This window comes from Rhodovulum sp. P5 (assembly GCF_002079305.1).
Lineage (GTDB): Bacteria > Pseudomonadota > Alphaproteobacteria > Rhodobacterales > Rhodobacteraceae > Rhodovulum.
Genome location: NZ_CP015039.1, coordinates 2,362,571 through 2,388,465 on the forward strand (window position 1 = coordinate 2,362,571; position 25,895 = coordinate 2,388,465).

Consider the following 25,895-nt stretch of genomic DNA (forward strand, 5'->3'; position numbering starts at 1 on the left):
CGTGAAACAACGGGACTTTGACGTGATCGTGGTTGGTGGTGGCCATGCGGGGGCTGAAGCGGCCCATGCGGCCGCCCGACTTGGCGTGTCCGTGGCCCTGGTGACGCTGCGGCGCGACGGCATTGGCGTAATGTCCTGCAATCCGGCCATCGGCGGCCTTGGAAAGGGGCACCTTGTTCGGGAAGTCGATGCCCTTGACGGTCTCATGGGGCGGGCAGCGGATCTTTCGGGCATTCAGTTTCGGTTGCTGAACCGACGCAAGGGACCTGCCGTTCAGGGTCCGCGGGCGCAGGCGGATCGAAAACTGTACCGTCAGGCAATTCAGGCGATGCTGGGATCGGCACCGGATCTGACGATCATCGAGGGCGAAGTCGCTGACCTGATCGAAAAGGAACAGCGTATCGCCGGCGTTGTTCTGGCCGATGGATCAGAGATCGGGGCCCATGCCGTGGTTCTGACGACCGGCACCTTTCTGCGTGGGGTGATCCATATCGGGGAACGCCGAATGGATGGCGGCCGGATGGGCGATAAGCCCTCGGTCCGTTTGGCAGAGCGTATCGAAGGCTTTGGCCTGCCGCTCGGGCGCCTGAAAACAGGGACGCCGCCGCGTCTTGACGGACGGTCCATCGATTGGGACCGGCTTGAAAAACAGCCCGGCGATGACGAACCCGTGCTCTTCTCCTTCATGTCGGAAGAGGTGGCCGTTCGTCAGGTCGCCTGTGCCATCACCTACACCAACCCGCAGACGCATGAGATCATCCGGGACAACCTGGAGCGCTCGGCGATGTATGGCGGGCATATTGATGGGATCGGGCCACGCTATTGCCCCTCGATCGAAGACAAGATCGTGAGGTTCGCGGACAAGACCTCCCACCAGATATTTCTTGAACCCGAAGGCTTGGATGACCCGACGGTCTATCCGAACGGTATTTCGACCTCACTGCCCGAGGATGTGCAGGCGGACTATGTCCATTCGATCGCGGGGCTGGAAGACGCCCGGATCCTGCAGCCGGGCTATGCCATTGAGTACGACTACATCGACCCGCGCGCGTTGAAGATGACGCTTGAACTGCGTGATGTGCCGGGCTTGTTCCTGGCGGGGCAGATCAACGGGACGACCGGCTATGAAGAAGCGGCGGCCCAAGGTCTGGTCGCCGGCCTGAATGCGGCACGGCAAAGCATGGGGCAGGGGGCGGTGACGTTCACCCGGACCGACAGCTATATCGGCGTCATGGTCGATGATCTTGTCACCCGCGGGGTCAGTGAGCCGTATCGGATGTTTACCTCTCGCGCCGAGTTCCGGCTGTCGCTTCGCGCCGACAATGCGGACCAGAGGCTGACGGGCAAGGGGATTGAGATTGGCTGCGTGTCGGAAGACAGGCGCGGGGCGTTCGAAGACAAGATGTTGAGGCTGAACACCGCACGGACGCAACTGGATGCGTTGTCCCTGACGCCGAAGCGGATCGCCGAAGTGGGGATCGCGGTCAATGCGGATGGGACCCGGCGCAACGGGATGGACGTGCTTGCATTCCCGAATGTGAGTTTCGAGGATCTTGTCCCGCTGGAGGAAAGCCTGGCGCAAGTCGACGTCGAAACGCGCGCGCAGTTGGAGCGGGACGCGCTCTATGCGAACTATATCAAGCGGCAGGCCCAGGATGTTGAGGCGATGCGCCGGGATGAGGCACAAAAGCTTCCGGCGGATTTCCCATATGGGGCGCTGGAGGGGTTGTCGACCGAACTGAAAGGCAAATTGTCCGCGGCGCGACCGGAGACTTTGGCGCAGGCGGCGCGGATCGATGGCATGACGCCCGCGGCGCTGACGCTGATCCTGGCGCGACTCAAACAGATCGAACGGCAATCTGCATGAAAGCCACGGATGATTGCATGCAGAATGTTTCACGTGAAACATCAGACCGGCTGCACGCCTATGCTGCCCTTGTGCGAAAGTGGAATCCCGCGATCAACCTCGTCGCGCCGTCAACGCTTGATGAGCTAGAAACGCGGCACTTTGCGGATTCGATGCAGCTGTATCCGCTGGCACCTGCAAGCTGGCACCATTGGGTCGACCTTGGCAGCGGTGGCGGGTTTCCGGGTATGATCGTTGCGATTCAGGCCGCAGACGCCGGAGAGTCGCGCCGGGTTACGCTGATCGAAAGCGATCGCAGGAAAGCTGCTTTCCTTTCTACCGTGGTGCGAGAACTGAGCCTTCCCCAGACGGCGATTCTGCCGCAACGGATCGAATCCGCCCCACCGCAGGGCGCCGATGTCCTTTCGGCCCGCGCGCTTGCGCCGCTTTCGCAGCTGATCGGCTATGCGCGCCGGCATTTGCGGCCTGACGGTATTGCACTTTTTCCGAAAGGCGCACGATATCGGGAAGAGCTTGATGCGGCGCTTGCATCGACTGCCGTAGACGTCCAAGACTTCCCAAGCAAGACCGATCCCCAGGCCGTAATCCTGAAACTCGGAGGCATCGCCCGTGTCTGACTCCACCCGCTCCAAGACACCGAAAATCATTGCCGTGGCCAACCAGAAGGGCGGTGTCGGCAAGACGACCACGGCCATCAACCTCGGCGCCGCGTTGGTGGAAGAGGGGTTGAGCGTTCTGATCGTCGATATCGATCCGCAAGGGAATGCGTCGACGGGCCTCGGAATCGAGGCCGAGCAGCGCGGGCTGACGACCTATGATCTGCTTTTGGAGGGCGCGCCGCTGGCAGATGTCGTGCAACCGACGGCAATCGATGGGTTGTTGATTGCGCCGGCGACGACGGATCTCAGTTCCGCCGATATCGAGATGGTCCGAAACGACCGGCGCAGCCATCTGCTGCATAACGCGCTTCGTCAGCCGGCGATCGGGTCTTTCGGTCTCGACTATATCCTGATCGACTGCCCGCCCGCCCTCAGTCTTCTGACGGTGAACGCGATGGTTGCGGCGGACTCGGTCCTCGTACCGCTGCAAAGTGAGTTCTTCGCGCTTGAAGGTCTGTCGCAGCTTATGCTGACGGTGCGGGAGCTTCGCCAGACAGCCAATCCGAACCTGAGGATCGAGGGTGTGGTCCTCACGATGTTCGATGGTCGCAATAACCTGTCACAACATGTAGAAAAAGACGCGCGAGCGTATCTGGGCGAACTGGTGTTCGAAACCGTCATTCCGCGAAATGTACGGTTGAGCGAGGCGCCGTCCTTTGCCATGCCCGTGCTGGAATATGATCCGAGTTCGCGCGGAGCGCAGGCTTATCGGGCCCTGGCGCAAGAGATGCTGAAACAGTCGGTGCCGGTCGGCGCCTGAACGGGGCAGGACAAATCGCATGAAGAAACCGGAAAAACGCGGTCTTGGCCGGGGTCTGTCGGCCTTGATGGCGGATGTTCAGATCGAGCCCGCCCCCGAAGCAGGCGAGCCGCCCCGGAGCAAGCCCGACCAGATGGTGCCGCTTGACCTGTTGGAGCCGAATCCCGATCAGCCGCGCCGGCAGTTTTCAGAAGATGCGCTGAAGGAACTGGCGGACTCGATCCGCGAAAAGGGCGTGATCCAGCCGCTGATCGTGCGCCCGAGCAAGAAGGTCGAGGGCCGGTACGAGATCGTCGCCGGGGAACGGCGTTGGCGCGCTTCGCAACTGGCGCAACAGCATGAAGTGCCCGTCATCCTGCGAGAGCTGGACGATACCGAGGTTCTGGAAATCGCGATCATCGAAAACATCCAGCGGGCGGATCTGAACCCGGTGGAAGAGGCGATGGGCTATCGCCAGTTGATGGATCGATTCGGCCATACCCAAGACAAGGTGGCCGAGGCGCTTGGCAAGAGCCGGAGCCATATTGCGAACCTGCTGCGGTTGCTCCAGCTTCCCGAAGAAGTTCTGGACCACTTGCGAGAGGGGCGGATGACCGCCGGTCATGCCCGGGCCCTGATCACGACCGAGAATCCGGCGGATCTTGCGCGGCAGGTGATCAAGGGTCAGCTTTCGGTTCGTGAGACCGAGAAGCTGGCCAAACAAGGGTCTGAGCCGAAATCGGCGAAACCCCGGAACAGGGCCCCAGAAAAGGACGCCGATACCCGTGCGCTGGAACAGGATCTGTCCGCTAATCTGGGGATGCGGGTCACGATCGAGCATTGGGCAGACGGATCGGGGCGGATCGTGGTTGGGTACAAGGACCTCGACGATCTTGACCGGTTGTGCGGCGCGTTGAGTGCGGCGACGGTCACCGCTTTCGACTGAGCGGTCAGTCCGGCAGAAGGGCTGCGATCACGCCGTTCAGAAGGGCGCGACCGGTCTTTGTTGCATAGAGCCTGCCATGCGCGGTCCCAATCAGGCCGCTTTCCACTAAGTCATTGATTATATTATGATTTAGGGGCTTTCCGGCCAGATTTTCCAGGCGGCTGATGGAAATTCCCTCCACCAGCCTCAGGCCCATCAAAAGGTACTCGGCTGCCTGATCCTCGCGGCTCAATGCCTGGCGGGGCAACTCGCCATTTTCCCCGGTTTCAACACGCGTCAGCCATTCCTCCGGCGACAGCGGCGTTTCGGTGGCCCAGCGAGTGCTATCGAGCGTCAGCCGGCCATGCGCCCCGGGCCCGACGCCCGCATAATCGCCCATGCGCCAGTAGATCAGGTTGTGACGGGACTCCGCCCCGGGCCGCGCATGGTTTGACACTTCATAGGCGGGCATGCCGGCGTCTTCGCAAATCTCCTGCGTGGCGGCGTACATATCCGCGCCCAGATCCTCATCAGGCAGACCGCGCAGCCCGCCGCGGTTCAACCGGTCGCCAAAGGCCGTGCCGGGTTCGATCGTCAACTGGTAGAGCGAAAGGTGATCGACCGCCATGGAGAGCGCCTCTCGCAACTCCGCCCTCCAATCGGCCAGCGTCTGATCCTGCCGTGCATAGATGAGATCGAAACTGACACGGGCGAAACACCGCCTTGCGATATCGAAGGCCGCACGGGCCTCTGCGACGCTATGCATGCGCCCCAGCCGTTTCAGATCGCCATCGTTCAGGGCCTGTATGCCCAGCGACACCCGGTTGACGCCGGCATCGCGATAGCCGCGAAACCGGTCAGCCTCGACCGAGGTCGGGTTGGCCTCTAACGTGATTTCCATGTCATTGGCGCAAGGCCATGTGGTCCGCACGGTCTCAAGAATCGTGTTCACGAGGTCGGGGGACATCAGGCTGGGGGTGCCGCCCCCGAAGAACACGCTGTTGAGGATACGCGGGCCGGTTTCGGCCCCCAGTCGGCGGATTTCCGATACATAGGCGCGAGCCCATCGCTCCATGTCGATGTGCGCCACGACATGAGAGTTGAAATCGCAATAGGGGCATTTGGCGAGGCAGAACGGCCAGTGGATATAAAGCCCGAAACCTGCCTCTTGCCAATCTTCAGCGTTCAAAGATCTCCACCAGCTTTTCGAAGGCGCGGGCACGGTGGCTGATCTTGTTCTTTTTCCAGCGGTCCATCTGACCGAAGGTGATCTCGTACCCTTCGGGCTGGAAGATCGGGTCAAAGCCGTGCCCCTGATCGCCCCGCATCGGCCAGACGATCTGACCGGGCATTTTCCCCTCGAACACCTCGTCATGTCCATCGGGCCAGGCGAGGACAAAGGTACAGCAGAATTGCGCCGTTCGCGGTTCGGGAGCGGCAACCTCCTCCAGCTTTCGCCAGACCCTTTCCATGGCCATCGGGAAGTCGCGACCAGACCCTGTTTCGGCCCAATCGGCGGTATAGACGCCCGGTTCCCCGCCCAGGGCATCGACCGCCAGACCGCTGTCATCGGCAAGTGCGGGCAATCCCGTGGCCCTGGCCGCCGCATGCGCCTTGATCCGGGCGTTGCCGACGAAGGTCGTTTCGGTTTCCTCGGGCTCGGGCAGGTTCATCTCGCCCGCGCCGGTCACCTTGATCGCGTAGGGTTCCAGAAGATGCGCGATCTCTTCCAGCTTGCCGTGGTTATGGGTTGCGACCAGCAGGGTATCGTCGGTGAAACGCCGCATAACTCAGCCCGCCACGGCGGCCTGTTGTGCGGCGGCAAGGTCGGCGACGCCTTTTTCCGCAAGGGCCATCAACGCATCCATCTGTTCGCGAGAGAATGTGGCGCCCTCTGCCGACATCTGCACCTCGATCAGCCGGCCCGATCCGGTCATCACGAAGTTGCCGTCCACCCCGGCCACGCTGTCCTCGGGGTAATCAAGGTCCAGCACGGGTTGCCCGGCATAGATCCCGCAGGACACGGCGGCCACCGGATCGCCAAGCGGATCGCTGATGATGTCGCCGGCCTTCATCAGCTTGTTCACGGCAAGCCGCAATGCCACCCAGCCGCCGGTGATGGCCGCGCAGCGGGTGCCGCCATCGGCCTGGATCACGTCGCAATCGACGGTGATCTGGCGTTCGCCCATGGCCACGCGGTCAACGCCCGCGCGCAGGGACCGGCCGATCAGACGCTGGATTTCCACGGTGCGGCCACCCTGTTTGCCGGCCGTTGCTTCCCGCCGCATCCGCGAAGAGGTCGAGCGCGGCAGCATGCCGTATTCACCCGTCACCCAGCCAAGACCGGAGTTTTTCAGAAACGGCGGCACGCGTTCTTCCAGCGAGGCCGTGCACAACACATGGGTATCGCCCATGCGGATCAGGCAGGAGCCTTCGGCATGTTTCGTCACCCCGGTTTCGATTGAAACCGGGCGCATTTCGCTTACATCACGGCCAGACGGGCGCATGGGGCCTCCTGTTCTCTTTGCTGGTCGGGTTGCTCCCACGGCGCGGGCTGCGATGCAAGCCCGATTGACGGGAACACGAACTGTCCTTTAATTGCATCGCTTCGGTGGAGTGCTGTTCGGTGAACCAGACCCAGACCATCCTGAACGAGATGAACGACCGCTCGCGAGAGGTGTTTCGCCGTGTCGTCGAAGGGTATCTGGACACCGGCGGCCCGGTGGGGTCACGCACGCTGACCCGCACGATGAGCGAGAAGGTCAGCGCCGCGACGATCCGCAACGTTATGCAGGATCTTGAATTCCTCGGGCTGCTGGACAGCCCCCATGTCTCGGCCGGTCGCGTGCCCACGCAACTGGGCCTGCGGATGTTCGTCGACGGTCTTCTGGAAATCCGCGATCTGGAAGACGACGACCGCGAAAAGATCGACGCCACGCTGGGCAGCAACGAAAATGACGTGGGCGCAATGCTGGACCGGGTCGGCGCGGCGCTGTCGGGCGTGACCCAAGGCGCAAGCCTTGTTCTGGCGCCCAAGCACGAGGCACCGATCAAGCATATCGAATTCGTCAGCCTTGCTCCGGACCGGGCGCTGACCGTTCTGGTCTTTGCCGACGGTCATGTGGAAAACCGCCTGTTCCAGCCCGCGCCGGGGCAAACGCCATCCTCGATGCGGGAGGCTGCGAATTTCCTGAATGCATTCGCCGCGGGCAAGACACTCAGCGATCTGCGCCGCTCGATGCAGGTGGAAATCTCTCGGCGGCGTCAGGAACTGGACGATCTTGCCCGGGTGATGGTCGAGGCGGGCCTTGCGGTGTGGGAAAACGAGGGCAGCGACCATGAACGGCTGATCGTGCGCGGCCGGGCCAATCTGCTGGCCGACAGCACCGAGGCCGAGGAACTGGACCGGATCCGCAGCCTGTTCGATGACCTTGAACGCAAACGGGACATCGTGGAGTTTCTGGAGCTCGCCGAAGAGGGCGAAGGGGTGCGCATTTTCATTGGAAGTGAAAACAAGCTTTTTTCACTTTCGGGTTCCTCTTTGGTGGTCTCTCCATATATGAACGCGGACCGTAGGATTGTTGGCGCTGTGGGCGTGATCGGACCGACGCGGCTGAACTATGGGCGGATCGTTCCGATCGTGGACTACACGGCGCAATTGGTCGGGAAATTGATCACCGACCGGGGCAAGAGGTGAGACATGGCAGAACCGGAAAAGAGTGAAGTGGAAGATCTGTCTGACGAGGCAAACGACCGCGTCGAGGTCGATATCGACCTGTCCGTTCCGGACGATGAGGTCGAGGCCCTGCGTGCCGAGCGGGACGAGTTGCGCGATCGGTTCATGCGCGCGCTGGCCGATGCCGAGAATGCCCGCAAGCGGGCCGATCGTGACCGGCGCGAGGCAGAGAATTACGGCGGCGCCAAGCTGTCCCGCGATATCCTGCCGGTCTATGATCACCTGTCCCGCGCGCTTGACGTTGTGACGGATGAGCAGCGCGAGGCGAACAAGGCGGTTCTGGAAGGCATTGAACTCACGCTTCGTGAATTGCTGAACGTCTTTTCCAAGCACGGGATCGAACGGGTATCGCCCGAAGTCGGGGATCCGTTCGACCCGCAACTTCACCAGGCGATGTTCGAGGCACCGGTGCCGGGAACGAAGGCGGGCGATATCATCCAGGTGATGGCCGTCGGTTTCATGTTGCACGACCGGTTGCTTCGCCCCGCGCAGGTGGGTGTGTCGTCGACCCCTGCGTCTTAACCGTCGGCCAGTCGCTTCAACTCGTAGATCAGCTCCAATGCCTGTTTCGGTGTCAGCTCGTCGGGATGCACCCCGGCGAGCTTTTCTTCGGCGGCTGACCGTCCCTTCGGCTGGGGTGGGGGCGGGGCAACCGCCCGGAAGAGCGGCAGATCGTCGATCAGCGCCTTTTGCGGCCGCCCGCTTTCCCGCTCCCCTTTTTCCAAGGCTTCCAGAACGACGCGGGCGCGCTCGACCACCGCATGGGGCAACCCGGCCAGTCGCGCGACCTGCACACCGTAAGACCGGTCAGCCGCGCCCTGCCGGACCTCGTGCAGGAAGATCACGTCGCCTTCCCATTCCTTCACGGCCACGGTGGCGTTCTCCACACCCGTTAGCTTGTGCGCCAGCGCTGTCAGTTCGTGATAGTGGGTGGCGAACAGCGCGCGGCATCGGTTGACATCATGCAGGTGTTCCAGCGTGGCCCAGGCGATGGACAAACCGTCATAGGTCGCCGTGCCGCGCCCGATTTCATCAAGGATCACCAGCGCCCGGTCGTCCGCCTGGTTCAGGATCGCGGCGGTCTCCACCATCTCGACCATGAAGGTCGACCGGCCGCGGGCCAGATCGTCCGACGCGCCCACCCGGCTGAAGATCTGCGACACCAACCCGATCCGGGCGCTGGCCGCGGGCACGTAACTGCCCGCCTGCGCCAAGAGCGCGACCAAGGCGTTCTGACGCAGGAAGGTGGACTTGCCCGCCATGTTGGGCCCGGTCAGCAACCAGATGGCCGCGCCGTCCGTCCCGTCTGCCAACCCGCAATCATTGGCGATGAACGGCCCGCCGCCCTGTTTTCGCAAGGCGCGTTCGACCACCGGGTGCCGCCCGCCCGTGATCTCGAACGCGCGGCTGTCTTCGACCATGGGTTCGCACCAGTCCTCGCCCCGCGCCAGATCGGCCAACGAAGCGGCAAGGTCGATCTCGGCCAGTGCGGCAGCGGCCTGTCCGACCGGACCCGCCCGATCCAGAATGGCCGTCTTCAGGCTGTCATAGAGCCGTTTTTCAATCTCCAGCGCCCGGTTCCCGGCATTCAGAATGCGGGTTTCCAGATCGGAAAGCTCCACCGTTGTAAAGCGCAGGGCGTTCGCCGTCGTTTGCCGGTGGATGAAGGTTTCGGACAGGGGCGGCGACAGCATCTTGTCGGCATGGGTCGCCGTGACCTCGATGAAATAGCCCAGCACATTGTTGTGCTTGACCTTGAGAGAGGAGATCCCGGTTTCGCGGGCAAAGTCGGTCTGCATCGCGGCGATGACGCCGCGCCCCTCGTCCCGCAGCTTGCGCGCCTCATCAAGGTCTTCTTCATGACCCGGGGCGATGAACCCGCCGTCGCGCAGCATAAGCGGCGGCTCGGCCACCAGCGCGCGGTCCAGCAGATCCAGCAGATCGTCATGGCCTGTCAATGCCTCTGCCGCATCGCGGATCAACTCGGGCAGATCCCCGTGAAGCTGACCTTGAATCACGCCGGCCTGTGTCAGACCGTTCCGGATTGCGGCCAGATCGCGGGGGCCGCCCCGGTCCAGCGCAAGGCGTGACAGCGCGCGGTCCATGTCGGGGCATTTTCGCAGGGCGCCGCGCAAGCTGTCGCACAGGCCGGTGTCCTCGACCAGGGCCCGGACCGCGGCCAACCGGCTGCGGATCATGCCCAGATCCCGCGACGGGCTGGAAATCCGCCGTTCCAAAAGCCGCGCACCGGGGGCTGTCACCGTCCGGTCGATGGCATGGAGCAGGCTGCCCTCACGCCCGCCCGACAGGCTGGCCGTCAGTTCCAGGTTGCGCCGGGTTGCCGCGTCGATCTGCACGGTGCCGCCCGCGCTTTCCCGGACGGGCGGACGCAACAGCGGCAGTTTGCCCTTTTGCGTGATCTCAAGATAGTCGACCAGCGCCCCCATGGCCGACAGTTCCGCACGGGAAAACGCGCCGAACCCTTCCAGCGTGCCCACGCCGAACACCGCACCCAGCCGTTTGACCGCCGATCCGCTGTCGAAACTGGCGCGGGACAGGGGGGTGAGGGACGCGCCGGCGTCCGTCACTGTATCGGTCCAATCGCTCTCGCTCGCCTCGGACAGCAAGACTTCGCGTGGGGCCAGCCGCGCCAGTTCCGGGCCAAGGCGCACCGGGGGGCAGTCCATCACGCGGAACGCACCGGTAGAGATATCGACCCAGGCCAACGCTCCTTCTCCCCGCAGCGCGGCGAAGGCGGCAAGGAAATTGTGGCGCCGCGCTTCCAGCAGCGAATCCTCGGTCAGCGTGCCGGGGGTGACCAGCCGGACGACATCGCGTTTCACGACCGACTTCGACCCGCGCTTTTTCGCCTCGGCCGGGTCCTCCATCTGTTCGCAGACGGCCACGCGGAACCCCTTGCGGATCAGCGTCAGCAGATAGCTTTCGGCCGCATGGACCGGGACGCCGCACATCGGGATATCGGCGCCCTGATGCTTGCCGCGTTTGGTCAGCGCGATGTCCAGCGCTTCGGCGGCCGCTACCGCGTCGTCAAAGAACATCTCGTAGAAATCGCCCATCCGGTAGAACAGGAGCGCCTGCGGATGCGCGGCCTTGATCTCCAGATACTGCGCCATCATCGGCGTGACGGCTGCTGACCCTCCGCTCACCCTTGCCCCCTGTTTCCCGTGGTCCCCGGACCTTACAAATCGCGCCCTCCGGCGAAAAGGTGGAAATCGGCGTCCTATTGAGGACCGCGGCGCACGGGGTTAAGACGCTCAAGTCGAGAGGAAGGGACCCGCGTCATGGCCGACAATTCCAAGATCACGCCGGAAGAGGCGCTGAGCTATCACATCGAACCCGTTCCGGGGAAATACGAGATCGTGGCGTCGAAACCCATGACGACGCAACGGGACCTCAGCCTTGCCTACAGTCCGGGCGTCGCGGTTCCGGTACAGGCCATCGCAGACGCGCCGGAAGCCGCCTATGACTACACCTGCAAGGGCAACATGGTGGCCGTGATTTCGAACGGCACGGCGATCCTGGGGCTGGGCAATCTGGGGGCCTTGGCCTCCAAGCCTGTGATGGAGGGCAAATCGGTCCTCTTCAAACGCTTCGCCGACGTCAACGCCATCGACATCGAACTGGATACCGAGGATCCGGAAGAGATCATCAAGGCGGTCAAGCTGATGGGGCCGACCTTCGGCGGGATCAACCTAGAAGACATCAAGGCGCCGGAATGCTTCATCATCGAACAGCGCCTGAAAGAAGAGATGGACATCCCCGTCTTCCACGACGACCAGCACGGCACCGCCGTGATCTGTGCGGCGGGGCTGATCAACGCGCTGCATATCTCGGGCAAGAAGATCGAGGATTGCAGGATCGTGCTGAACGGGGCCGGGGCCGCCGGGATCGCCTGTCTTGAACTGATCAAGGCGATGGGCGCCAAGCATGAAAACTGCATCGCCTGCGATTCCAAGGGCGTGATCTACCAGGGTCGCACCGAGGGCATGAACCAGTGGAAATCGGCCCATGCCGTCCCGACCGAGGCGCGCACGCTGGAAGACGCGATGAAGGGGGCCGACGTCTTTCTTGGCGTCAGCGTGAAGGATGCCGTCACGCCCGAGATGGTGACCAGCATGGGCGAAAGCCCGGTGATCTTTGCCATGGCCAACCCCGATCCGGAAATCACCCCCGAAGACGCACAGCGCGTGCGGGCCGATGCCATCGTGGCCACGGGGCGCAGCGACTATCCCAACCAGGTGAACAACGTTCTTGGCTTTCCCTATCTCTTCCGTGGGGCGCTGGATATTCACGCCCGTGCCATCAATGACGAGATGAAGATCGCCTGTGCCCAGGCGCTGGCCGACCTGGCGCGCGAGGACGTGCCGGACGAAGTCGCCATGGCCTATGGCAAGAAACTGTCCTTTGGGCGGGACTACATCATCCCCACGCCCTTCGATCCCCGGCTGATCTATACCATTCCGCCGGCGGTTGCCCGCGCGGGGATGGAAACCGGGGCGGCGCGTCGACCCATCGTCGACATGGACGGGTATGAACATCACCTCAAGGCGCGGATGGATCCCACGGCGTCGGTCCTGTCGGGGATCGCGGCGCGCGCCAAGGCGGCGCAGGCGCGGATGATCTTTGCCGAGGGCGACGACGAACGCGTGTTGCGTGCCGCGGTCAGCTATCAGCGGTCGGGCTATGGCAAGGCGCTGGTCGTGGGCCGCGAATCCGATGTCCGTGAAAAGCTGGAGCAGGCGGGCCTTGGCGATGCCTATCGCGAGCTTGAGGTCGTGAACGCCGCCAATTCCCGCCATCTGGAGGCGTACCGGTCCTTCCTGTACCAGCGCCTTCAGCGCAAGGGCTATGATACGCACGACATCAACCGTCTGGCGCAGCGCGACCGGCATGTCTTCTCGGCCCTGATGCTGGCGCATGGGCATGGCGATGCGCTGGTGACCGGCGCCACGCGAAAATCGGCCCATGTGCTGGAGCTGATCAACCACGTCTTCGATGCCACCGCGCAGGACGGGGCCGTGGGTGTGACGGCGCTACTCAGCAAAGGGCGGATCGTCTTCATCGCCGACACGCTGGTGCATGAATGGCCCGAGGAAGAGGATCTGGCCACCATCGCGGAACAGGCGGCGGGAGTGGCCCGCAGCCTGGGAATCGAGCCGCGGGTGGCCTTCCTGTCATTCTCGACCTTCGGCTATCCGGTCAGCGAGCGCGCGATCAAGATGCACAAGGCGTCGGCGGCGCTGGACCGTCGCGGGGCGGATTTCGAATATGATGGCGAGATGACCGTCGATGTCGCGCTGAACCCCACGGCGATGGCGAAATATCCGTTCTGCCGTCTGACGGGGCCGGCGAATGTGCTGGTGGTCCCGGCGCGGCATTCTGCCTCGATCTCGGTCAAGCTGATGCAGGAAATGGCCGGCGCCACGGTGATCGGCCCGATCCTTGCCGGCGTGGACAAGCCGATCCAGATCTGCGGGACGGTCTCCACGGTCAATGACATCCTGAACATGGCGCTTCTGGCGGCGTGTGAGGTCGGCTAGTGACGGTCTACTGCCTCGGCTCGATCAATGCGGACCATGTCTATTCGGTGCCGCATCTGCCCGTGCCGGGGGAAACCATCGCGGCCCACGGCCTGACCCGCGGGCTGGGCGGGAAGGGGGCCAACCAGTCCGTCGCGGCCGCGCGTGCCGGGGCGGACGTCGTGCATATCGGCGCGGTCGGGCCCGATGGGGACTGGGCTGTCGCGCGGTTGGCAGGTTTCGGGATCGATACCGCGCCTGTCGCGGTGGTGGAGGATCCGACCGGTCACGCCATCATCAATGTCGGCGCCGATGGCGAAAATGCGATCGTGATCTATCCCGGCGCCAATCTGCGGCAGGGCGACGCCCGGATCGCCGCGGCGCTGGCGCAGGCGGGGCCGGGCGATACGCTGCTGCTGCAGAACGAAACCTCCCACCAGGTGCAGGCGGCATGTCTTGCCGCGGCGCAGGGACTGCGTGTGATCTATTCCGCAGCGCCGTTCGATCTGGACGCCGTTGCATCCGTTCTGCCCCATGTGTCCCTTCTGGCCGTCAATGCGATCGAGGCCGCGCAGCTTGATGCCGCGTTTGGCGCGGCGCGTGGGGCCGAGGTGATCGTGACCGAGGGCGCGCAAGGGGCGTGCTGGCGGTTTGATGGTGGTGAGGTTCGCGTGCCGGCATTCCCGGTTCAGGCGGTCGACACGACCGGGGCCGGGGACTGTTTCATCGGTTCCGTCGCCGCTGCGCTAGACCGGGGTCTGGATCGGGCGGGGGCCTTGCGTTTTGCCTCGGCTGCCGCGGCGCTTCAGGTCACACGGTTGGGGACCGCCGACGCGATCCCGTCTCGGACCGAGGTCGAAGCGTTTCTTGGCCGCGTTCAGGATCCGGCAAAGGGCGCCTGATTCCCCCACAACTGACGCACGCGCGCATCGCGCCCGCAGGCCTTGCGGTATTTCTTGTAAGCCTCTGCCTTGGATTGCGGCCCGAACCGGGTCAGCACCAGATCTGACTTCTTGTAATAGTCCTGATGGTACGCCTCGGCCGGATAGAAGGGCGCGGCGGGCAGGATCGGCGTGACGATGTCTTGCCCCAACGCGGTTTCGGCCTTTTGCAGTGCCGCTTCGGCAGCGGCCTTTTCGGCTGGATCAGAGACGAAAATGGCGGTTCGATAACTGTGCCCCCGGTCGCAGAACTGCCCGCCTGCGTCGGTCGGATCGACGGACCGGAAGAACAGCGTTACAAGCTGCGCATAGCTGACGCTGGCCGGATCATAGGTGATCTTCACGGCCTCGTAATGGCCGGTTCCGCCGCGCACCACCTGCTTGTAGGACGGGTCGGCGACGGTGCCGCCGGTAAAGCCCGACACGACCTCGGCCACGCCTTTCACCTTCTCGAAATCGGCTTCCACGCACCAGAAACAACCGCCCGCGACGATGGCGGTCTTCATCTCGGCCGCTTTTGCCTCGTGGCATTCCGCGGCGATGCCAAGCGCGATTGCGGCGATCAGAAGGGCGGGTTTGATGTCTTTCAGTGCGCGGATCATGGCAGGTCTCCTTTTGGATCAAAGCCTACGCCTGCGCGGGGAACACGCGGAACGCACAAGCCGGTGACCTCACGCAAATGGCACCGCGCGCGCGGGCCGATGGGTTTCCAGACGGACTGGGCATATCCCCTGCAAACGCGAACAGCCCGGCATTGCCGGGCTGTCGCAAAGCGTTATTGGGCTTGGTGTGGAGTGTCAGACGATATCCCAGTCCAGCCCCACATCGGCGATGACGTGATAGGTGGCGTCGCCGTCGTTCATTTCCCAATAGCTGACGCGGCCGGTGTCCTTGCGCCAGATCACGTCATCGGTGCCGTCGCCGTTCAGGTCGCCGATCCCTTCCACCGACCAGTCCGTGCCGGCCCACCCGATGGCGTGATAGGTTTCCTGCCCGTCATGCATTTCGAAATAGCCGACATGGCCGCTATCCTTGCGCCACAGGATGTCGTCGGTACCGTCGCCGTTCAGATCGCCGATGCCCTGCACCGACCAGTCCAGTCCGGCCCATCCGATGGCGTGATAGGTTTCCTGCCCATCATGCATTTCGAAGTACCCGACATGACCGGCCGCCTTGCGCCACAAGATATCGTCGGTGCCATCGCCGTTCAGATCGCCGATCCCTTCCACCGACCAGTCGGTACCGGCCCATCCGATGGCGTGGTAGGTGTGGTTGCCGTTGTCCATCTCGAAATATCCGACATGACCGGCGGACTTGCGCCAGAGGATATCGTCGGTTCCGTCGCCGTTCAGGTCGCCGATCCCCTTGACGGTCCAGTCCGTGCCGGCCCATCCGATGGCGTGGTAGGTGTGGTTGCCGTTGTCCATCTCGAAATATCCGACATGGCCCGCGGACTTGCGCCAAAGGATGTCGCTGGTTCCGTCGCCGTTCAGGTCGCCCTTGCCTTCGACAGACCAGTCCGTCCCGGCCCAGCCCATCGCGTGATAGGTCTGATGGCCATCGTTCATCTGCCAATAGCCCAGATGCCCGCTGCCCTTGCGCCACAGGATGTCACTGGTTCCGTCACCTTCGAAGTCGCTTGCGGCGGGTTTTTCCAACAGGGTGATCGTCGTGGTGTCGCCATCTTCCGACAGGCTGAACCGCTGGCCGGTATAGTTGCCCTCCAGCGTGATGGACCCGTCTGCCGTACCGTCGTTGTCGGTATCGATATAGAGGATTGCGGCGTCCTGCGAAAAATCGCTCGACGTGATCTCGACATCGACATCGCGGAACTCGATCCGGTCCTCGGCCGAGAAGTCGGTGATCGTATCGCCCAGAAGTCCGCCGGCCGACATCGTGAAGAACGTGTCGCTTCCCGCTCCGCCGGTCATCCGGTCCTCGCCAAGGCCGCCGGCGATCTCGTCATCCCCGGCGCCCGCGTCGATCGTGTCGTTCTGCGCGGTGGTAGAGTTGTTCCGGATGTAGTTGTCGAGATCGAGGTCGAGCCCACGCCACTGTTCCAGTGCGGCCTCGACATCAAGCGGTGCGTTGGTGAAGTCGTAGACGGCCAGAAGGGTGGCCTCGTCATAGAAGGACAGCTTTGTCAGCGTGCCCTTCACATCGGCTGCCGTTTGCGGGCTGTCCTTGACGAAGGTGCCCTCCAGTTCGACGAACAGGCGGTTGCCTGTGATCGTCTCGAAGAAGGTCACCAGGAACTCGTCGGCATAGGTCACCGTCCCGTCAAGCTTGACGGCGTTTGTGGACGGCCCGACGTTGATCGCCTTGTCGTCGTAGTTGATGAAGATGTCCCCGCCGGTCGTCGGCGCGACGCTGGAACTCAGCGCGATCGGGATGCTGGTGAGCCCGGCGACCGTGCCCGACGTGTCGAACTCCCCGCCGAGAGAGAAGGCATCCGCGGCGCCATAGTCGACCTCGTAGCCCAGATCCTCCAGCGACCCGATGGTGATGGTACTCAGCGGCATGCCCGGGCTGTTTTCCGAGTAGCCGGTCATCAACTCGATGTCGAAGAGGTCTTCTTCCCAGTGGCTGCCGGCCGTTCCCTGGCCGCCGTCGTTTTCGACGGGCACGTAGGTCTCGGACTGGCCGGTCATGGCACTGTAGGCGGCAAGTGCATTCGCGCCGGTGTACTGGAAGTCGGCCGAGATCCCGAACCACTCCCACAGCACCCCGAAGCCCAGCACGTGACCCATTTCGTGGGTGATCACCTCTGTCAGGATGCCCTTTTCGACCATGCCCTGCAGGTCGGCGGAGTCGAACTGCATGATCCCGGCCACCGGAAGATAGCTGTCGGAGCGGACCGAGCGCGGACCGGCCTGGGCGAGGATGCCGCCCTCGCCGTCGATCTCATCGACGGAGGCCGTGATGTGCAAGTCGTCGATGAAGCCAAGGGTTTCGGACGTGATATCGGGGATGTCGCCGATGATGACTTCTTCCCACCGGGCCTCTGCAATCTCGAAGTACTGCCGGTAGGCCTCGTCACCGGAGAAGTCGATGACGATGTCGAATTCGCCGGGTTCCGAGGGCGAGTCGGAAAGCTGGCTGACCGAAAGCCGGTACGTGCCGGTGTTGGAGCCGACAGCCCCGGCCGAGATATAGTAGGTTCCCGACGTGTCGGGCGTGAATTCAAGCCGGCTGTTGGAGCCGTCCCCGCCGTCATCGTTGAACATGCCCGGAATCGCGGTGCCGGAACTGTCATAGATGCCGCGCAGATACGGATCGCTCAGCGTGTCGGCGTTGGCCTCCGCACCGACGATATCGATCTGGTAGGTTTCGCCGGCGGTCAGGGTGACCGCGAACCAGTCCTGATCCCCGGTGGTTTCGATCGTGCCGGTCACGCCGCCATCGACGGCGACCTGGCCCGTGGTGGCGGTGTCGTTGGAATAGTCGTCTTCGATCGGCGCGTCGGAAAGTGCTGCGATGCTCAGCTTGTAGTCGCCCGTCGCGTCATCATAGGCCCCGGCCGACAGGTAGTGCGTGCCCGATGTTTCGGCCGTGAATTGCAGCTTGCTGTTCCGGCCCTCGCCACCGTCGTCGTCGCTGGTGTCCGAAATCAGGCTGCCGGTGCTGTCATAGACGCCCTCGAAGAACGGATCGTTCAGCGTTCCCTCGCCGGTCGAGGCGCCTTCGAGGTCGATCTCGTAGGTGGTGCCAGCCGTCAGGGTCACGGCAAACCAGTCGGTATCGCCGCCCGTTTCGATCGCGCCGGTCTGGGCACCGCCAACCGTGATTTGCCCGGTCGTCGCGGTGGAGGCCGCATAGTCGTCGGCCGTTCCGCTGCCGGTTACCGAGACCTTGTAGGTACCGGTGTCGGAGCCGAAGGCGCCCGCGGCTACATAGTAGGTGCCGGTCTGTGCGACCTCATAGGTCACGCGGCTGTTCAGCCCCTGCCCGCCGTCATCGTTTTCCGTGCCGTCAAGCAGAGTGCCCGAGGCATCGTAGAGACCGTGCAAGAACGGATCGCTCAGGGTGCCCCCGGCGGTTTCCGCCCCTTCGACGTTGATCTCGTACACCTCACCGGCGCTTAGTGTCACCGCGAACCAGTCGGTGTCGCCCGCGGTTTCAATGACCCCGGTGGTCGACCCGCCGGCCACCAGGCTGCCCGTGGTTGCAGTGCTTGCCGCGAAGTCGTCGCTTGCCGCGGAAACCTGCGAGACGGACAGCGAATAGGTTCCGACCTCGTCGCTATAGGCACCGGCCGCAATGTAGTGCGTGCCCGATACGGTTGCCGTGAATTTCACCTGGCTGTCGCGCACCGTGCCGGTGTCGTCGTTCTCGGTATCGGAGATCAACTCGCCCGCCGCGGTGTAGATGCCGCGCAGATACGGGTCGGCCAGGGTGCCGCCGCCACCGGTCGCGCCCACCAGATCGATGATGTAATCCTCGCCCGCAACCAGGTTGACGGCGAACCAGTCCTGATCATGCGCGGTTTCGATGTTGCCCGACACCGTACCGTTGACGCTGACCGTACCGGTCGTCGAGGTGTTGTCGCTGTAATCGTCGTGCGCGTCCTGGGTTTCAAGGATCAGCGTATAGCTGCCGGTGTTCGACCCATAGGCGCCCGCGCTGACGTAATAGGTGCCGCCCGTCGCGAAGGTCAGCTTGACCTCGCTATCAAGGCCGATCCCGCTGTCGTCGTTGGAACTGCCGTCCAGCAAGTTGCCGTAACTGTCGTAGACCCCGCGCAGATAGGGGTCTGCCAGCGTTCCGCCATTGGAATAGGAGCCCAGCAGCGAGATGTTATAGGTCTCTCCGGCATTCACCGAGATGGCGAACCAGTCCTCGTCCCCCTCGTAGTCGATGGTGCCGGTCGCCAAGCCGCTTGCCGAGACGACGCCGGTGGTGCCGGTGTCCGCCGCGTAGTCGTCAAGCTGGCCGTTGGAGGTCACGGAAAGCGTATAGGTGCCGGTGCCCGTGGAATAGGCTGCGGCTGCGATATAATAGGTGCCACTGGCCGATGGGGTAAAGTCGACGAGCGCGTTATAGCCCTGGCCGCCGTCATCATTGTAGGTGCCCGAGATATAGCTGCCTGAGGCGTTGTAGATCCCCTCGATCAGCGGATCGTCCAGCGACCCGCCATAGGTTCCGGAGCCTTCCAGGGAGATGGTGTAGGACTGCCCGGCGACGAGGTCGACGGCGAACCAGTCGCGGTCATAGCCGGTGTCGATTTCACCGCTGACCGAGCCACCGACAGAAACGCTGCCCGCGGACTGGATGTTGTCGCCGTGGTCGTCGGCCATGCCGAGATCGGTGATGGAAATGGTGTAGTTGCCGGTTCCGCTGCCGTAGGCGCCGGCCGAGACGTACCAGTTCTCTGTCGCACTCGCCACGAAGTCGATCCGGCTGTTGAGCCCGTCGCCCCCGTCGTCGTCCGTCGAACCCGGGAACAGGTAGCCGTAACTGTCGTAGATGCCGTGGATGAAGGGATCGGACAGCGGATCGCCCGAAGCGCTGACCAGATCGATCCGGTAGCTGTGCCCCTGAACGACGCTGAACCGGAACCAGTCCCGGTCGTTGCTTTGTTCGATCTCGCCGCTTGCAGAGCCGTTCATCGCGATCTCGCCCGTCGTCGCGGTCGAGTCGTCGTAGTCGTCCAGCCCGCCGAGATCGGTGACGAACAGGGTATATGTTCCTGTCCCGTATCCGCCGGCCTCGATATAGATCCGCTGATCCGCCCCGGACGAGAAGCTTATCTGGCTGTCATAGCCATAGCCGCTGTCGTCGTCGTAGAACCCCAGCCATGAGCCATCGCTGGAATAGAGGCCCGAAATGAACGGGTCGGCCAGCGTTCCATTAGACGAAGACCACCCCATAAGGTCGACCTGGTAGGAGTGGTTCGCCTGCAAGTCGAGTGCAAACCAGTCCAGATCGTTGTAGAAGTCGATGCTCCCGGTCGCATAGGAGCCCGGGTAGACATACCCACTATAGTAGGCGTTCGCGCCGTAATCGTCTGACATGTATCCCCCACGTCAAAAAAGATCTGTGAAATACCGGAATCCTGACGGATCCCGACTCGTACAATCGTAAAGATTAATGTTGGACCGCGAAAGTTCTGTAAGAAGGACATTCCTGTGACACAAATCCGGCAGGCCGCCCTTGAGATGGATGCTGAAAAACTAGAAATCCCGCCATCGCAAGAGAAGACCGTTCCTTGTAAGCAACGATGCAACAAGGCGAGTAGGGCCATGCCCGACCCTGGGTGGGCGCATTGAAGCGCTCGTGCCGATCGGTTAATCTCAAAAGTGCGAACGACTTACGGGATCTGGAGGACATTGCCAATGCGCCCTCCCGCGGGGAGGGTCGGGCGCGGCCCGGGCTGGTCGCCCGGACCAGCTTCGGGACGATGTTCCGAAAGCTTTCGACCGTAGACGCATGTCGTGTGCTCTTTCAGCAGCCTGTTAGATGGATACCGTCGGTCCCGGAACCGTCGTCCGGGCACAGTGCCTATTCCTTTGAATTTGCGCAGGTCCGACGGCATGCGCCCGGTGCCGGAGGCGCTGATCGACGGGTTGCGCGCCCGGACGGACCCGGAGACGCATGTGCTGCTGTCCCCCGGTGACAAGGTGGAAATCACCGCCGGGGCCTTCACGGACTTCGTGGCCACGGTGGACGCGCTCGCCCCCGATCAGCGGGTGTGGGTGTTGCTTGACCTGATGGGACGGGCGACGCGCGTCGCAGTTCCGCGGGACAATGTGATGGTCAGGCGCGCCTGACCATCAAACAGCGCGTTGTCCGGCTGGGTCGGTCTCAGGTCATCGGGGTTCAGAGGGCGCTGTCATAGCCGAACAGCGCCGCGGCGCCGCCGGTGTGCACGAAGACCACGCGTTCCCCCTTCGTGAAATGGCCCTTGCGGATCAGGTCGATCAGGCCCGCCGCGCCCTTGGCGGAATAGACCGGATCGAGAAGGATCGCCTCAAGCTCGGCGAACATGCGGATGGCCTCCAGCCCGCCCTCGGTCGGGATGCCGTAGCCTTCGCCGACATAGTCGGTGTTTGCCACCACGTCGGCCCGCTCAACGACGCCGGGGCATCCCAGTTTCTCGGCGGTCGCAACGGCGAGGTTGAAGACGTTTTCCTCCTGCTTGGGTTTGGGCGCGCGCACGCCGATCCCAAGCAGGGGGATGCCGGCATTCATCGCCTTCAGCCCGGTGATCAGGCCGGCCTGCGTGCCAGCACTGCCGGTGGCATGGACGATGTGATCGACCCTCAGCCCCCGGTCGTTGAACTGCCCCAGCATTTCAAAGGCGCAATTGACATAGCCAAGCGCGCCCGTCGGGTTCGACCCCCCGCCCGGAATGGTATAGACACTCCGCCCCTCGGCACGGAAGCGGTCGGCGACGGCTTCCATCTCGGCGTTCATGTCCAGACCGCCGGGGCGCTTTTCGGTCGTGGCACCGTGCAGGTGGTCGAGCAGCACGTTGCCGTTGTTGTTGTAGTTGGGATCGTTCGATCCGGTCCGGTCTTCCAGCAGGATATGGCAGGCCATCCCCAGCTTGGCCGCGAAGGCCGCGGTTTGCCGGGCATGGTTCGATTGGGTGGCGCCCTGCGTCATGACCATGTCGGCGCCCTGAAGCTCTGCCTCGGCCATCAGGAATTCAAGCTTGCGGGTCTTGTTGCCACCGGTGGACAGCCCCGTGCAGTCGTCGCGCTTGATCCAGATTTCCGGGCCGCCCAGTTCGGCGCTGAGCCGGTCGAGCCTTTCCAGCGGTGTGGGCAGATGGGCAAGGAAATGGCGGGGATAGCGGGCAAGATGCATAAGAGGCTCCCTATGTTCATTAGTCCGGCGATTACCAACTCTCATCTGGCAAGTCGAACGGCTTTCTTGCATCTTAACTTGCAAAACGCGCAAGTTGTGGGGCCGGACCATGCGATACGACTGGATCGAAGACATTCTTGCGGTGATCGAAACCGGTTCCTTTTCACGCGCGGCCGACCGGCGCAGCATCACACAATCCGCCTTCGCCCGCCGCATCGACACGATCGAGCAGCATCTTGGCGGGGCGCTGTTCGACCGCCGGCGCAAGCCCGTCGCGTTGTTTCCGCAGGCCCGCGCGCTTGAACCCGGTCTTCGCCAGTTACGTCAGATGCAGGCGTCGATCCTGCAGGAGGCGGCGCAGATCGCGCTGGGCGGCGGCCCTTCGGTTACGCTCGCCTGTCAGCATGCCATCACGGCGACCTTTTCGCCCCACCTGGTTCGGGCCATTTCGGCGTCCGGGCTGGAACCGGTGCGCGTGCGCGCGGGCAACCGGGATGAGTGTCTTGTGATGTTGCTGTCGGGAGAGGCCGATCTGGTGGTAAGTTACGCCTTTCCCGGGCAGCCCACCGATATGAGTTCGGGATTTGTCGAACATACGATTGGCCGGGACAGCCTGCTTCCGGTGGGGGTGAGCGCGATGGCGCGCGATGCCGGCGGTACATTGAAGGTCATTGCCTATCCGTCAGACGTCTTTTTCGGCGCGCTGGTGCAGCGGGAGCTTTGGCCGTCCTTGCCGCCCGGAACCATCCTGAAGCACCGGGCCGAAACGGCCCTGACACTGGCGGCGTACCGATACGCGCTGGCCGGGATCGGCGTCGCATGGCTGCCGCGGTCGCTGGTACAGGACGATCTGGCTGCCGGGCGGCTGTCGCGGGTGCAGGATGCCGGGCTCGCGTGCGAACTGGAGGTCCGTCTGGTCCGCCTGGCCAACCCGATGCGCCCTGCGACGCTGTCAGTCTGGGCGATGGCGCTGGACGCGGAGATGGATCTAGAACGCTTCCCAGATCTTGCGCCCGATGGGGTCGAGCCTGTCGGGGGAACAGAAGAGTGAAATCGTCAGCCGGGCAACCCAGGACCGCCCGCCAAGGCGCACCAGCGTTCCGTCGGCAAGTTCGCTGGCGATGGAAAACTCCGGCAGCCATGCCACCCCGCTGCCCGCCAGCGTCCGGCGTTTCAGCGCCTCGGCCAGCGCATCCATGTAGCGGATTTCAAGCGGGGTTTCCCGCTCTCCAATGGTGCGGTCGACGACGGTGCCAAGAAAGGTATCGGAATCATAGGCGAGATACGGCACCGGGATGCGGCTGCGCCCGCCGAGCGTCCAGCCATGGCGCGACGCCGCCGCGTGATGCGCAACCGGAATAAGATCCTCGGTGCAGATGTCTTTGCGCACGAACCGGGTTTCATCGAGGATCGGTTCGAAATGCTGATGGCGGTAGTAGAGCAGGAAATCGCTGCCCCCCTCGCTCAGCAACTGGCAACAGGCGGCCATCGTGTCGGAAATGACCCGCGTTCGCAGGTCGGGCGTGGTCTTTTCGAACTCTGCCAGGCGCGGCTGAAGGTAATTGACCGAGATCGCATGGAGCGCGGCAAAGCGAAGAAGGGGCAGCTTGCCCCGTTCGGCGGCCCGGATGGATTGGCGGGCATCTGAAAGCTGCGCCAGAGTCTGTTGGGCGGTTCCCAGAAACTGACGGCCCGCGGGCGTTAGCTGCACCGGATAGGTCGATCGGTCCACCAGCGGCGCGCCGACCCATGCCTCAAGCGACTTGATGCGGCGGCTGAAGGCCGGCTGCGTGACGTTTCGATCCTCGGCCGCGCGGGAAAAGCTGAGCGTTCGCCCAAGGCATACGAAATCCATCAGCCAGTTGATGTCCATTCTTGAACCCCGTCAGCGCCGTGCAAGCGACGGTAACGAAATGCGACGAACCGCGCAAACTATGCCGGATCGGAATAGTTTCTTGTGCCATTGGCATTGGCCGAAACGCGACCGACTCGCTTACGCTGACCGTCATCGGGACGCGTTGTCACAGGCGCGTCAGAGAAGAACACAGCGCCAAGACCGCCGGTTTGCTGCGGCGGCAATCTTGCGACCAACCGGGAGAATGCCATGACCAGACCCCTGAAGACCGTGCTGACGACCTCGGCCCTTGTGACGGCCATCGCCGCGCCGGCCTTTTCCGCCACGACGATCCCCCTGTCGACCTATGTGAACGAGGCCGACATCCGCTATGAAGGCTTCGTCCATTTCGCCGAACTGGTGGCCGAAAAGACCGGCGGCAGTGTCGAGGTGCAGATTTTCCCCTCTGCGACGCTGCATGGCTGGTCCGAGGGCGTGGACGCGATTCAGGGCGGTGTGTCCGATATCAGCTGGATCCCGGCCGATGAGCGCCTGCCCTGCTACCGCGTCACGTCGCTTTATCCAGCGTCCATCGATCTGGACAACCAGATCGAGATGGATGCCGCCTATGCAGATCTGGTGAGTGACGAGGCCGCCAAGGTCGGGCTCGTGCCGCTGTTCAACTCGAACTACTCCTACGATCAGGAGTGGTGGTTCGAAGAACCGATTGACGACCTTGGCGATCTGCAGGGCAAGCAGGTCCGCTCCATCGGGCCGCTGGTCAGCATGATGATCGAAACCTGGGGCGGCGCACCGGTCTTCGTGGCCCCCAAGGAAGTGTTCCAGTCTGCCGAACGGGGTGTCGTGGACGGCATCAACATGGGCGTCGCCACCTATTCAAGCTGGCAGCTTTGGGATGTGATGCCCTACATGGTCAATGCCAGCCTGTTCTACGGCAACATCCAGTACATGATGAACAAGAAGAAGTTCGACTCCCTCACCGCGGAGGAACAGGCGGCCCTGACCGAGGCCGCGAAGGAGACCGAGACCTGGTTGAAGCCGCGTTACGAAGACTGGGTCGATCAGCGGGTCGGCAATGCCGTGATGAAGGGCGGCGGGGCGGCCGTCTCGATCAGCAAGAACAAGCGCGAAGAGCTGATCGCAAGCGTGCAGGACAAGTGGAACGAAGAGGTCAGCGCGGCCTGCGGACCTGACCTGTCCGGCGCCATTCTCAAGCTTTTCGCCAACAACGCGCCCTGATCGGCACGTCGCAACGCCCCGCTGCCGCGATTACCGGCGGCGGGGCCCATCCTTTCCCCAACATGCAGGAGTGACGCAATGGCCGGTAATCTGGACCGTTTCATTCGCCTGACAGAGACGGCGGTCGTCTGGCTGGCAGGTGCAGGGGCCGTGGTGGTCCTCGTTCAGATGGTCTGGATCAGCTACGGGGTGTTCACGCGCTACGCATTGAACGCGCCCGACCGCACGGTGACCGAGGCCACGGCGCTTTTGCTGTTTCCGGTCGCTTTCGCCGGCCTTGCCTATGCCTTGCGCGAAGACGCCTATCCCAAGGTCACGATGCTGACCGACCACCTGCCCGCGAAGGCGCGCAAGGCGATCGCGGTGTTCAACCTCGCGATCATGCTGGGGGTCGGGCTGTTTTTCTCGCTCGCCGGGCTCGACGCGACGATCCGATCCTACAACTCCGGGGCCTCGTCGGAAATCCTGCTTTGGCCGCGATGGGCGTTCTGGGCGCCGGGTGCCGTGGCGCTGTTGCTCTTTTCGATCTACGCGGCCCTTCGGCTTGTGCGCCTTGTGCGCACCCCGGCGCAGGAGGTCTGA

20 protein-coding genes are annotated in these 25,895 nt (G+C 63.3%); 12 read left to right on the forward strand and 8 right to left on the reverse strand.

Annotation, left to right across the window (positions count from 1 at the left end):
• The first annotated feature begins 1 nt into the window (after position 1).
• Genes mnmG through RGUI_RS11475 form a run of 4 tightly spaced genes read left to right on the forward strand, consistent with a single transcriptional unit; the run spans position 2 to position 4,211 of the window.
• Positions 2-1,867 (forward strand): tRNA uridine-5-carboxymethylaminomethyl(34) synthesis enzyme MnmG, encoded by a 1,866-nt coding sequence (mnmG, locus tag RGUI_RS11460; RefSeq protein ID WP_081533186.1) that lies wholly within the window; start codon positions 2-4, stop codon positions 1,865-1,867.
• Positions 1,864-2,484: a 16S rRNA (guanine(527)-N(7))-methyltransferase RsmG gene (rsmG, locus tag RGUI_RS11465; protein WP_081533187.1), complete on the forward strand. Its 621-nt coding sequence runs from the start codon at positions 1,864-1,866 to the stop codon at positions 2,482-2,484. Before mnmG ends, rsmG begins: the two co-directional genes overlap by 4 nt.
• Complete coding sequence (locus RGUI_RS11470) at positions 2,477-3,286, forward strand: ParA family protein (RefSeq protein ID WP_081533188.1); 810 nt, start codon at positions 2,477-2,479, stop codon at positions 3,284-3,286. Before rsmG ends, RGUI_RS11470 begins: the two co-directional genes overlap by 8 nt.
• Before the next feature lie 19 nt (positions 3,287-3,305).
• Complete coding sequence (locus tag RGUI_RS11475; RefSeq protein ID WP_081533189.1) at positions 3,306-4,211, forward strand: ParB/RepB/Spo0J family partition protein; 906 nt, start codon at positions 3,306-3,308, stop codon at positions 4,209-4,211.
• 4 nt (positions 4,212-4,215) lie between these two features.
• Here the strand turns inward: RGUI_RS11475 and hemW are convergent, their stop codons facing one another.
• From hemW to rph, 3 genes are read right to left on the reverse strand one after another with little or no spacing between them, the layout of a single operon-like run.
• Entirely contained in the window at positions 4,216-5,379 is a 1,164-nt protein-coding gene (gene hemW, locus RGUI_RS11480) for a radical SAM family heme chaperone HemW (RefSeq protein ID WP_253798301.1), read from the reverse strand.
• The gene (gene rdgB, locus RGUI_RS22150; RefSeq protein WP_156882943.1) at positions 5,369-5,977 is read right to left on the reverse strand and encodes an RdgB/HAM1 family non-canonical purine NTP pyrophosphatase; all 609 of its coding nucleotides are present in this window, start codon (positions 5,975-5,977) and stop codon (positions 5,369-5,371) included. Before rdgB ends, hemW begins: the two co-directional genes overlap by 11 nt.
• A gap of 3 nt (positions 5,978-5,980) precedes the next feature.
• Positions 5,981-6,697, reverse strand: a complete 717-nt coding sequence (gene rph, locus RGUI_RS11485) for a ribonuclease PH (RefSeq protein ID WP_081533191.1) — start codon at positions 6,695-6,697, stop codon at positions 5,981-5,983.
• Between the two features lie 149 nt (positions 6,698-6,846).
• On the opposite strand from rph, the gene hrcA reads away from it, so the two are divergent.
• Positions 6,847-7,887 (forward strand): heat-inducible transcriptional repressor HrcA, encoded by a 1,041-nt coding sequence (hrcA, locus tag RGUI_RS11490; RefSeq protein ID WP_216640130.1) that lies wholly within the window; start codon positions 6,847-6,849, stop codon positions 7,885-7,887.
• A 3-nt stretch (positions 7,888-7,890) separates the two neighbouring features.
• Positions 7,891-8,448, forward strand: coding sequence for a nucleotide exchange factor GrpE (locus RGUI_RS11495; RefSeq protein ID WP_081533192.1), 558 nt, complete (start codon positions 7,891-7,893; stop codon positions 8,446-8,448).
• On the opposite strand, the gene mutS is transcribed toward RGUI_RS11495, so the two are convergent.
• Positions 8,445-11,063, reverse strand: coding sequence for a DNA mismatch repair protein MutS (gene mutS / locus RGUI_RS11500; protein WP_156883083.1), 2,619 nt, complete (start codon positions 11,061-11,063; stop codon positions 8,445-8,447). The two genes, RGUI_RS11495 and mutS, sit on opposite strands and share 4 nt — an antisense overlap.
• A gap of 165 nt (positions 11,064-11,228) precedes the next feature.
• Between mutS and RGUI_RS11505 the strand changes: the two genes are divergently transcribed.
• Both RGUI_RS11505 and RGUI_RS11510 read left to right on the forward strand, forming a co-directional pair.
• Positions 11,229-13,487, forward strand: a complete 2,259-nt coding sequence (locus tag RGUI_RS11505; RefSeq protein WP_081533194.1) for an NADP-dependent malic enzyme — start codon at positions 11,229-11,231, stop codon at positions 13,485-13,487.
• Complete coding sequence (locus RGUI_RS11510) at positions 13,487-14,368, forward strand: ribokinase (RefSeq protein ID WP_081533195.1); 882 nt, start codon at positions 13,487-13,489, stop codon at positions 14,366-14,368. Before RGUI_RS11505 ends, RGUI_RS11510 begins: the two co-directional genes overlap by 1 nt.
• Here RGUI_RS11510 and msrA read toward each other — a convergent pair.
• Together msrA and RGUI_RS22430 are read right to left on the reverse strand one after the other, a co-directional pair.
• On the reverse strand, positions 14,344-15,009 hold the full coding sequence (gene msrA, locus RGUI_RS11515) for a peptide-methionine (S)-S-oxide reductase MsrA (RefSeq protein ID WP_081533196.1): 666 nt from the start codon (positions 15,007-15,009) through the stop codon (positions 14,344-14,346). The two genes, RGUI_RS11510 and msrA, sit on opposite strands and share 25 nt — an antisense overlap.
• Positions 15,010-15,204: 195 nt before the next feature.
• Positions 15,205-20,421, reverse strand: coding sequence for a pre-peptidase C-terminal domain-containing protein (locus RGUI_RS22430; RefSeq protein WP_081533197.1), 5,217 nt, complete (start codon positions 20,419-20,421; stop codon positions 15,205-15,207).
• 519 nt (positions 20,422-20,940) lie between these two features.
• On the opposite strand from RGUI_RS22430, the gene RGUI_RS11525 reads away from it, so the two are divergent.
• Positions 20,941-21,177, forward strand: a complete 237-nt coding sequence (locus RGUI_RS11525) for a transcription termination/antitermination protein NusG (protein ID WP_081533198.1) — start codon at positions 20,941-20,943, stop codon at positions 21,175-21,177.
• A 49-nt stretch (positions 21,178-21,226) separates the two neighbouring features.
• Here the strand turns inward: RGUI_RS11525 and RGUI_RS11530 are convergent, their stop codons facing one another.
• Positions 21,227-22,219, reverse strand: coding sequence for a D-cysteine desulfhydrase (locus tag RGUI_RS11530; RefSeq protein ID WP_081533199.1), 993 nt, complete (start codon positions 22,217-22,219; stop codon positions 21,227-21,229).
• A gap of 109 nt (positions 22,220-22,328) precedes the next feature.
• Here RGUI_RS11530 and RGUI_RS11535 point away from each other — a divergent pair, with 109 nt between their 5' ends.
• Positions 22,329-23,270: a LysR family transcriptional regulator gene (locus tag RGUI_RS11535; protein ID WP_081533200.1), complete on the forward strand. Its 942-nt coding sequence runs from the start codon at positions 22,329-22,331 to the stop codon at positions 23,268-23,270.
• On the opposite strand, the gene RGUI_RS11540 is transcribed toward RGUI_RS11535, so the two are convergent.
• The gene (locus RGUI_RS11540; protein ID WP_081533201.1) at positions 23,208-24,092 is read right to left on the reverse strand and encodes a LysR family transcriptional regulator; all 885 of its coding nucleotides are present in this window, start codon (positions 24,090-24,092) and stop codon (positions 23,208-23,210) included. The two genes, RGUI_RS11535 and RGUI_RS11540, sit on opposite strands and share 63 nt — an antisense overlap.
• 231 nt (positions 24,093-24,323) lie before the next feature.
• On the opposite strand from RGUI_RS11540, the gene dctP reads away from it, so the two are divergent.
• Together dctP and RGUI_RS11550 are read left to right on the forward strand one after the other, a co-directional pair.
• The gene (dctP, locus tag RGUI_RS11545; RefSeq protein ID WP_081533202.1) at positions 24,324-25,313 is read left to right on the forward strand and encodes a TRAP transporter substrate-binding protein DctP; all 990 of its coding nucleotides are present in this window, start codon (positions 24,324-24,326) and stop codon (positions 25,311-25,313) included.
• A gap of 78 nt (positions 25,314-25,391) precedes the next feature.
• A complete protein-coding gene (locus RGUI_RS11550; RefSeq protein WP_081533203.1) occupies positions 25,392-25,895 on the forward strand; it encodes a TRAP transporter small permease in 504 nt (167 codons plus the stop codon).

Excerpts from the sequence above, each read along its gene's own strand:
- rsmG (WP_081533187.1), top strand. The coding sequence starts at position 1,864 with ATGAAAGCCACGGATGATTGCATGCAGAATGTTTCACGTGAAACATCA.
- RGUI_RS11475 (WP_081533189.1), top strand. The coding sequence starts at position 3,306 with ATGAAGAAACCGGAAAAACGCGGTCTTGGCCGGGGTCTGTCGGCCTTG.
- rdgB (WP_156882943.1), bottom strand. The coding sequence starts at position 5,977 with ATGCGGCGTTTCACCGACGATACCCTGCTGGTCGCAACCCATAACCAC.
- rph (WP_081533191.1), bottom strand. The coding sequence starts at position 6,697 with ATGCGCCCGTCTGGCCGTGATGTAAGCGAAATGCGCCCGGTTTCAATC.
- hrcA (WP_216640130.1), top strand. The coding sequence starts at position 6,847 with ATGAACGACCGCTCGCGAGAGGTGTTTCGCCGTGTCGTCGAAGGGTAT.
- RGUI_RS11495 (WP_081533192.1), top strand. The coding sequence starts at position 7,891 with ATGGCAGAACCGGAAAAGAGTGAAGTGGAAGATCTGTCTGACGAGGCA.
- mutS (WP_156883083.1), bottom strand. The coding sequence starts at position 11,063 with ATGATGGCGCAGTATCTGGAGATCAAGGCCGCGCATCCGCAGGCGCTC.
- RGUI_RS11505 (WP_081533194.1), top strand. The coding sequence starts at position 11,229 with ATGGCCGACAATTCCAAGATCACGCCGGAAGAGGCGCTGAGCTATCAC.
- msrA (WP_081533196.1), bottom strand. The coding sequence starts at position 15,009 with ATGATCCGCGCACTGAAAGACATCAAACCCGCCCTTCTGATCGCCGCA.
- RGUI_RS22430 (WP_081533197.1), bottom strand. The coding sequence starts at position 20,421 with ATGTCAGACGATTACGGCGCGAACGCCTACTATAGTGGGTATGTCTAC.
- RGUI_RS11525 (WP_081533198.1), top strand. The coding sequence starts at position 20,941 with ATGCGCCCGGTGCCGGAGGCGCTGATCGACGGGTTGCGCGCCCGGACG.
- RGUI_RS11530 (WP_081533199.1), bottom strand. The coding sequence starts at position 22,219 with ATGCATCTTGCCCGCTATCCCCGCCATTTCCTTGCCCATCTGCCCACA.
- RGUI_RS11535 (WP_081533200.1), top strand. The coding sequence starts at position 22,329 with ATGCGATACGACTGGATCGAAGACATTCTTGCGGTGATCGAAACCGGT.
- RGUI_RS11540 (WP_081533201.1), bottom strand. The coding sequence starts at position 24,092 with ATGGACATCAACTGGCTGATGGATTTCGTATGCCTTGGGCGAACGCTC.
- dctP (WP_081533202.1), top strand. The coding sequence starts at position 24,324 with ATGACCAGACCCCTGAAGACCGTGCTGACGACCTCGGCCCTTGTGACG.
- RGUI_RS11550 (WP_081533203.1), top strand. The coding sequence starts at position 25,392 with ATGGCCGGTAATCTGGACCGTTTCATTCGCCTGACAGAGACGGCGGTC.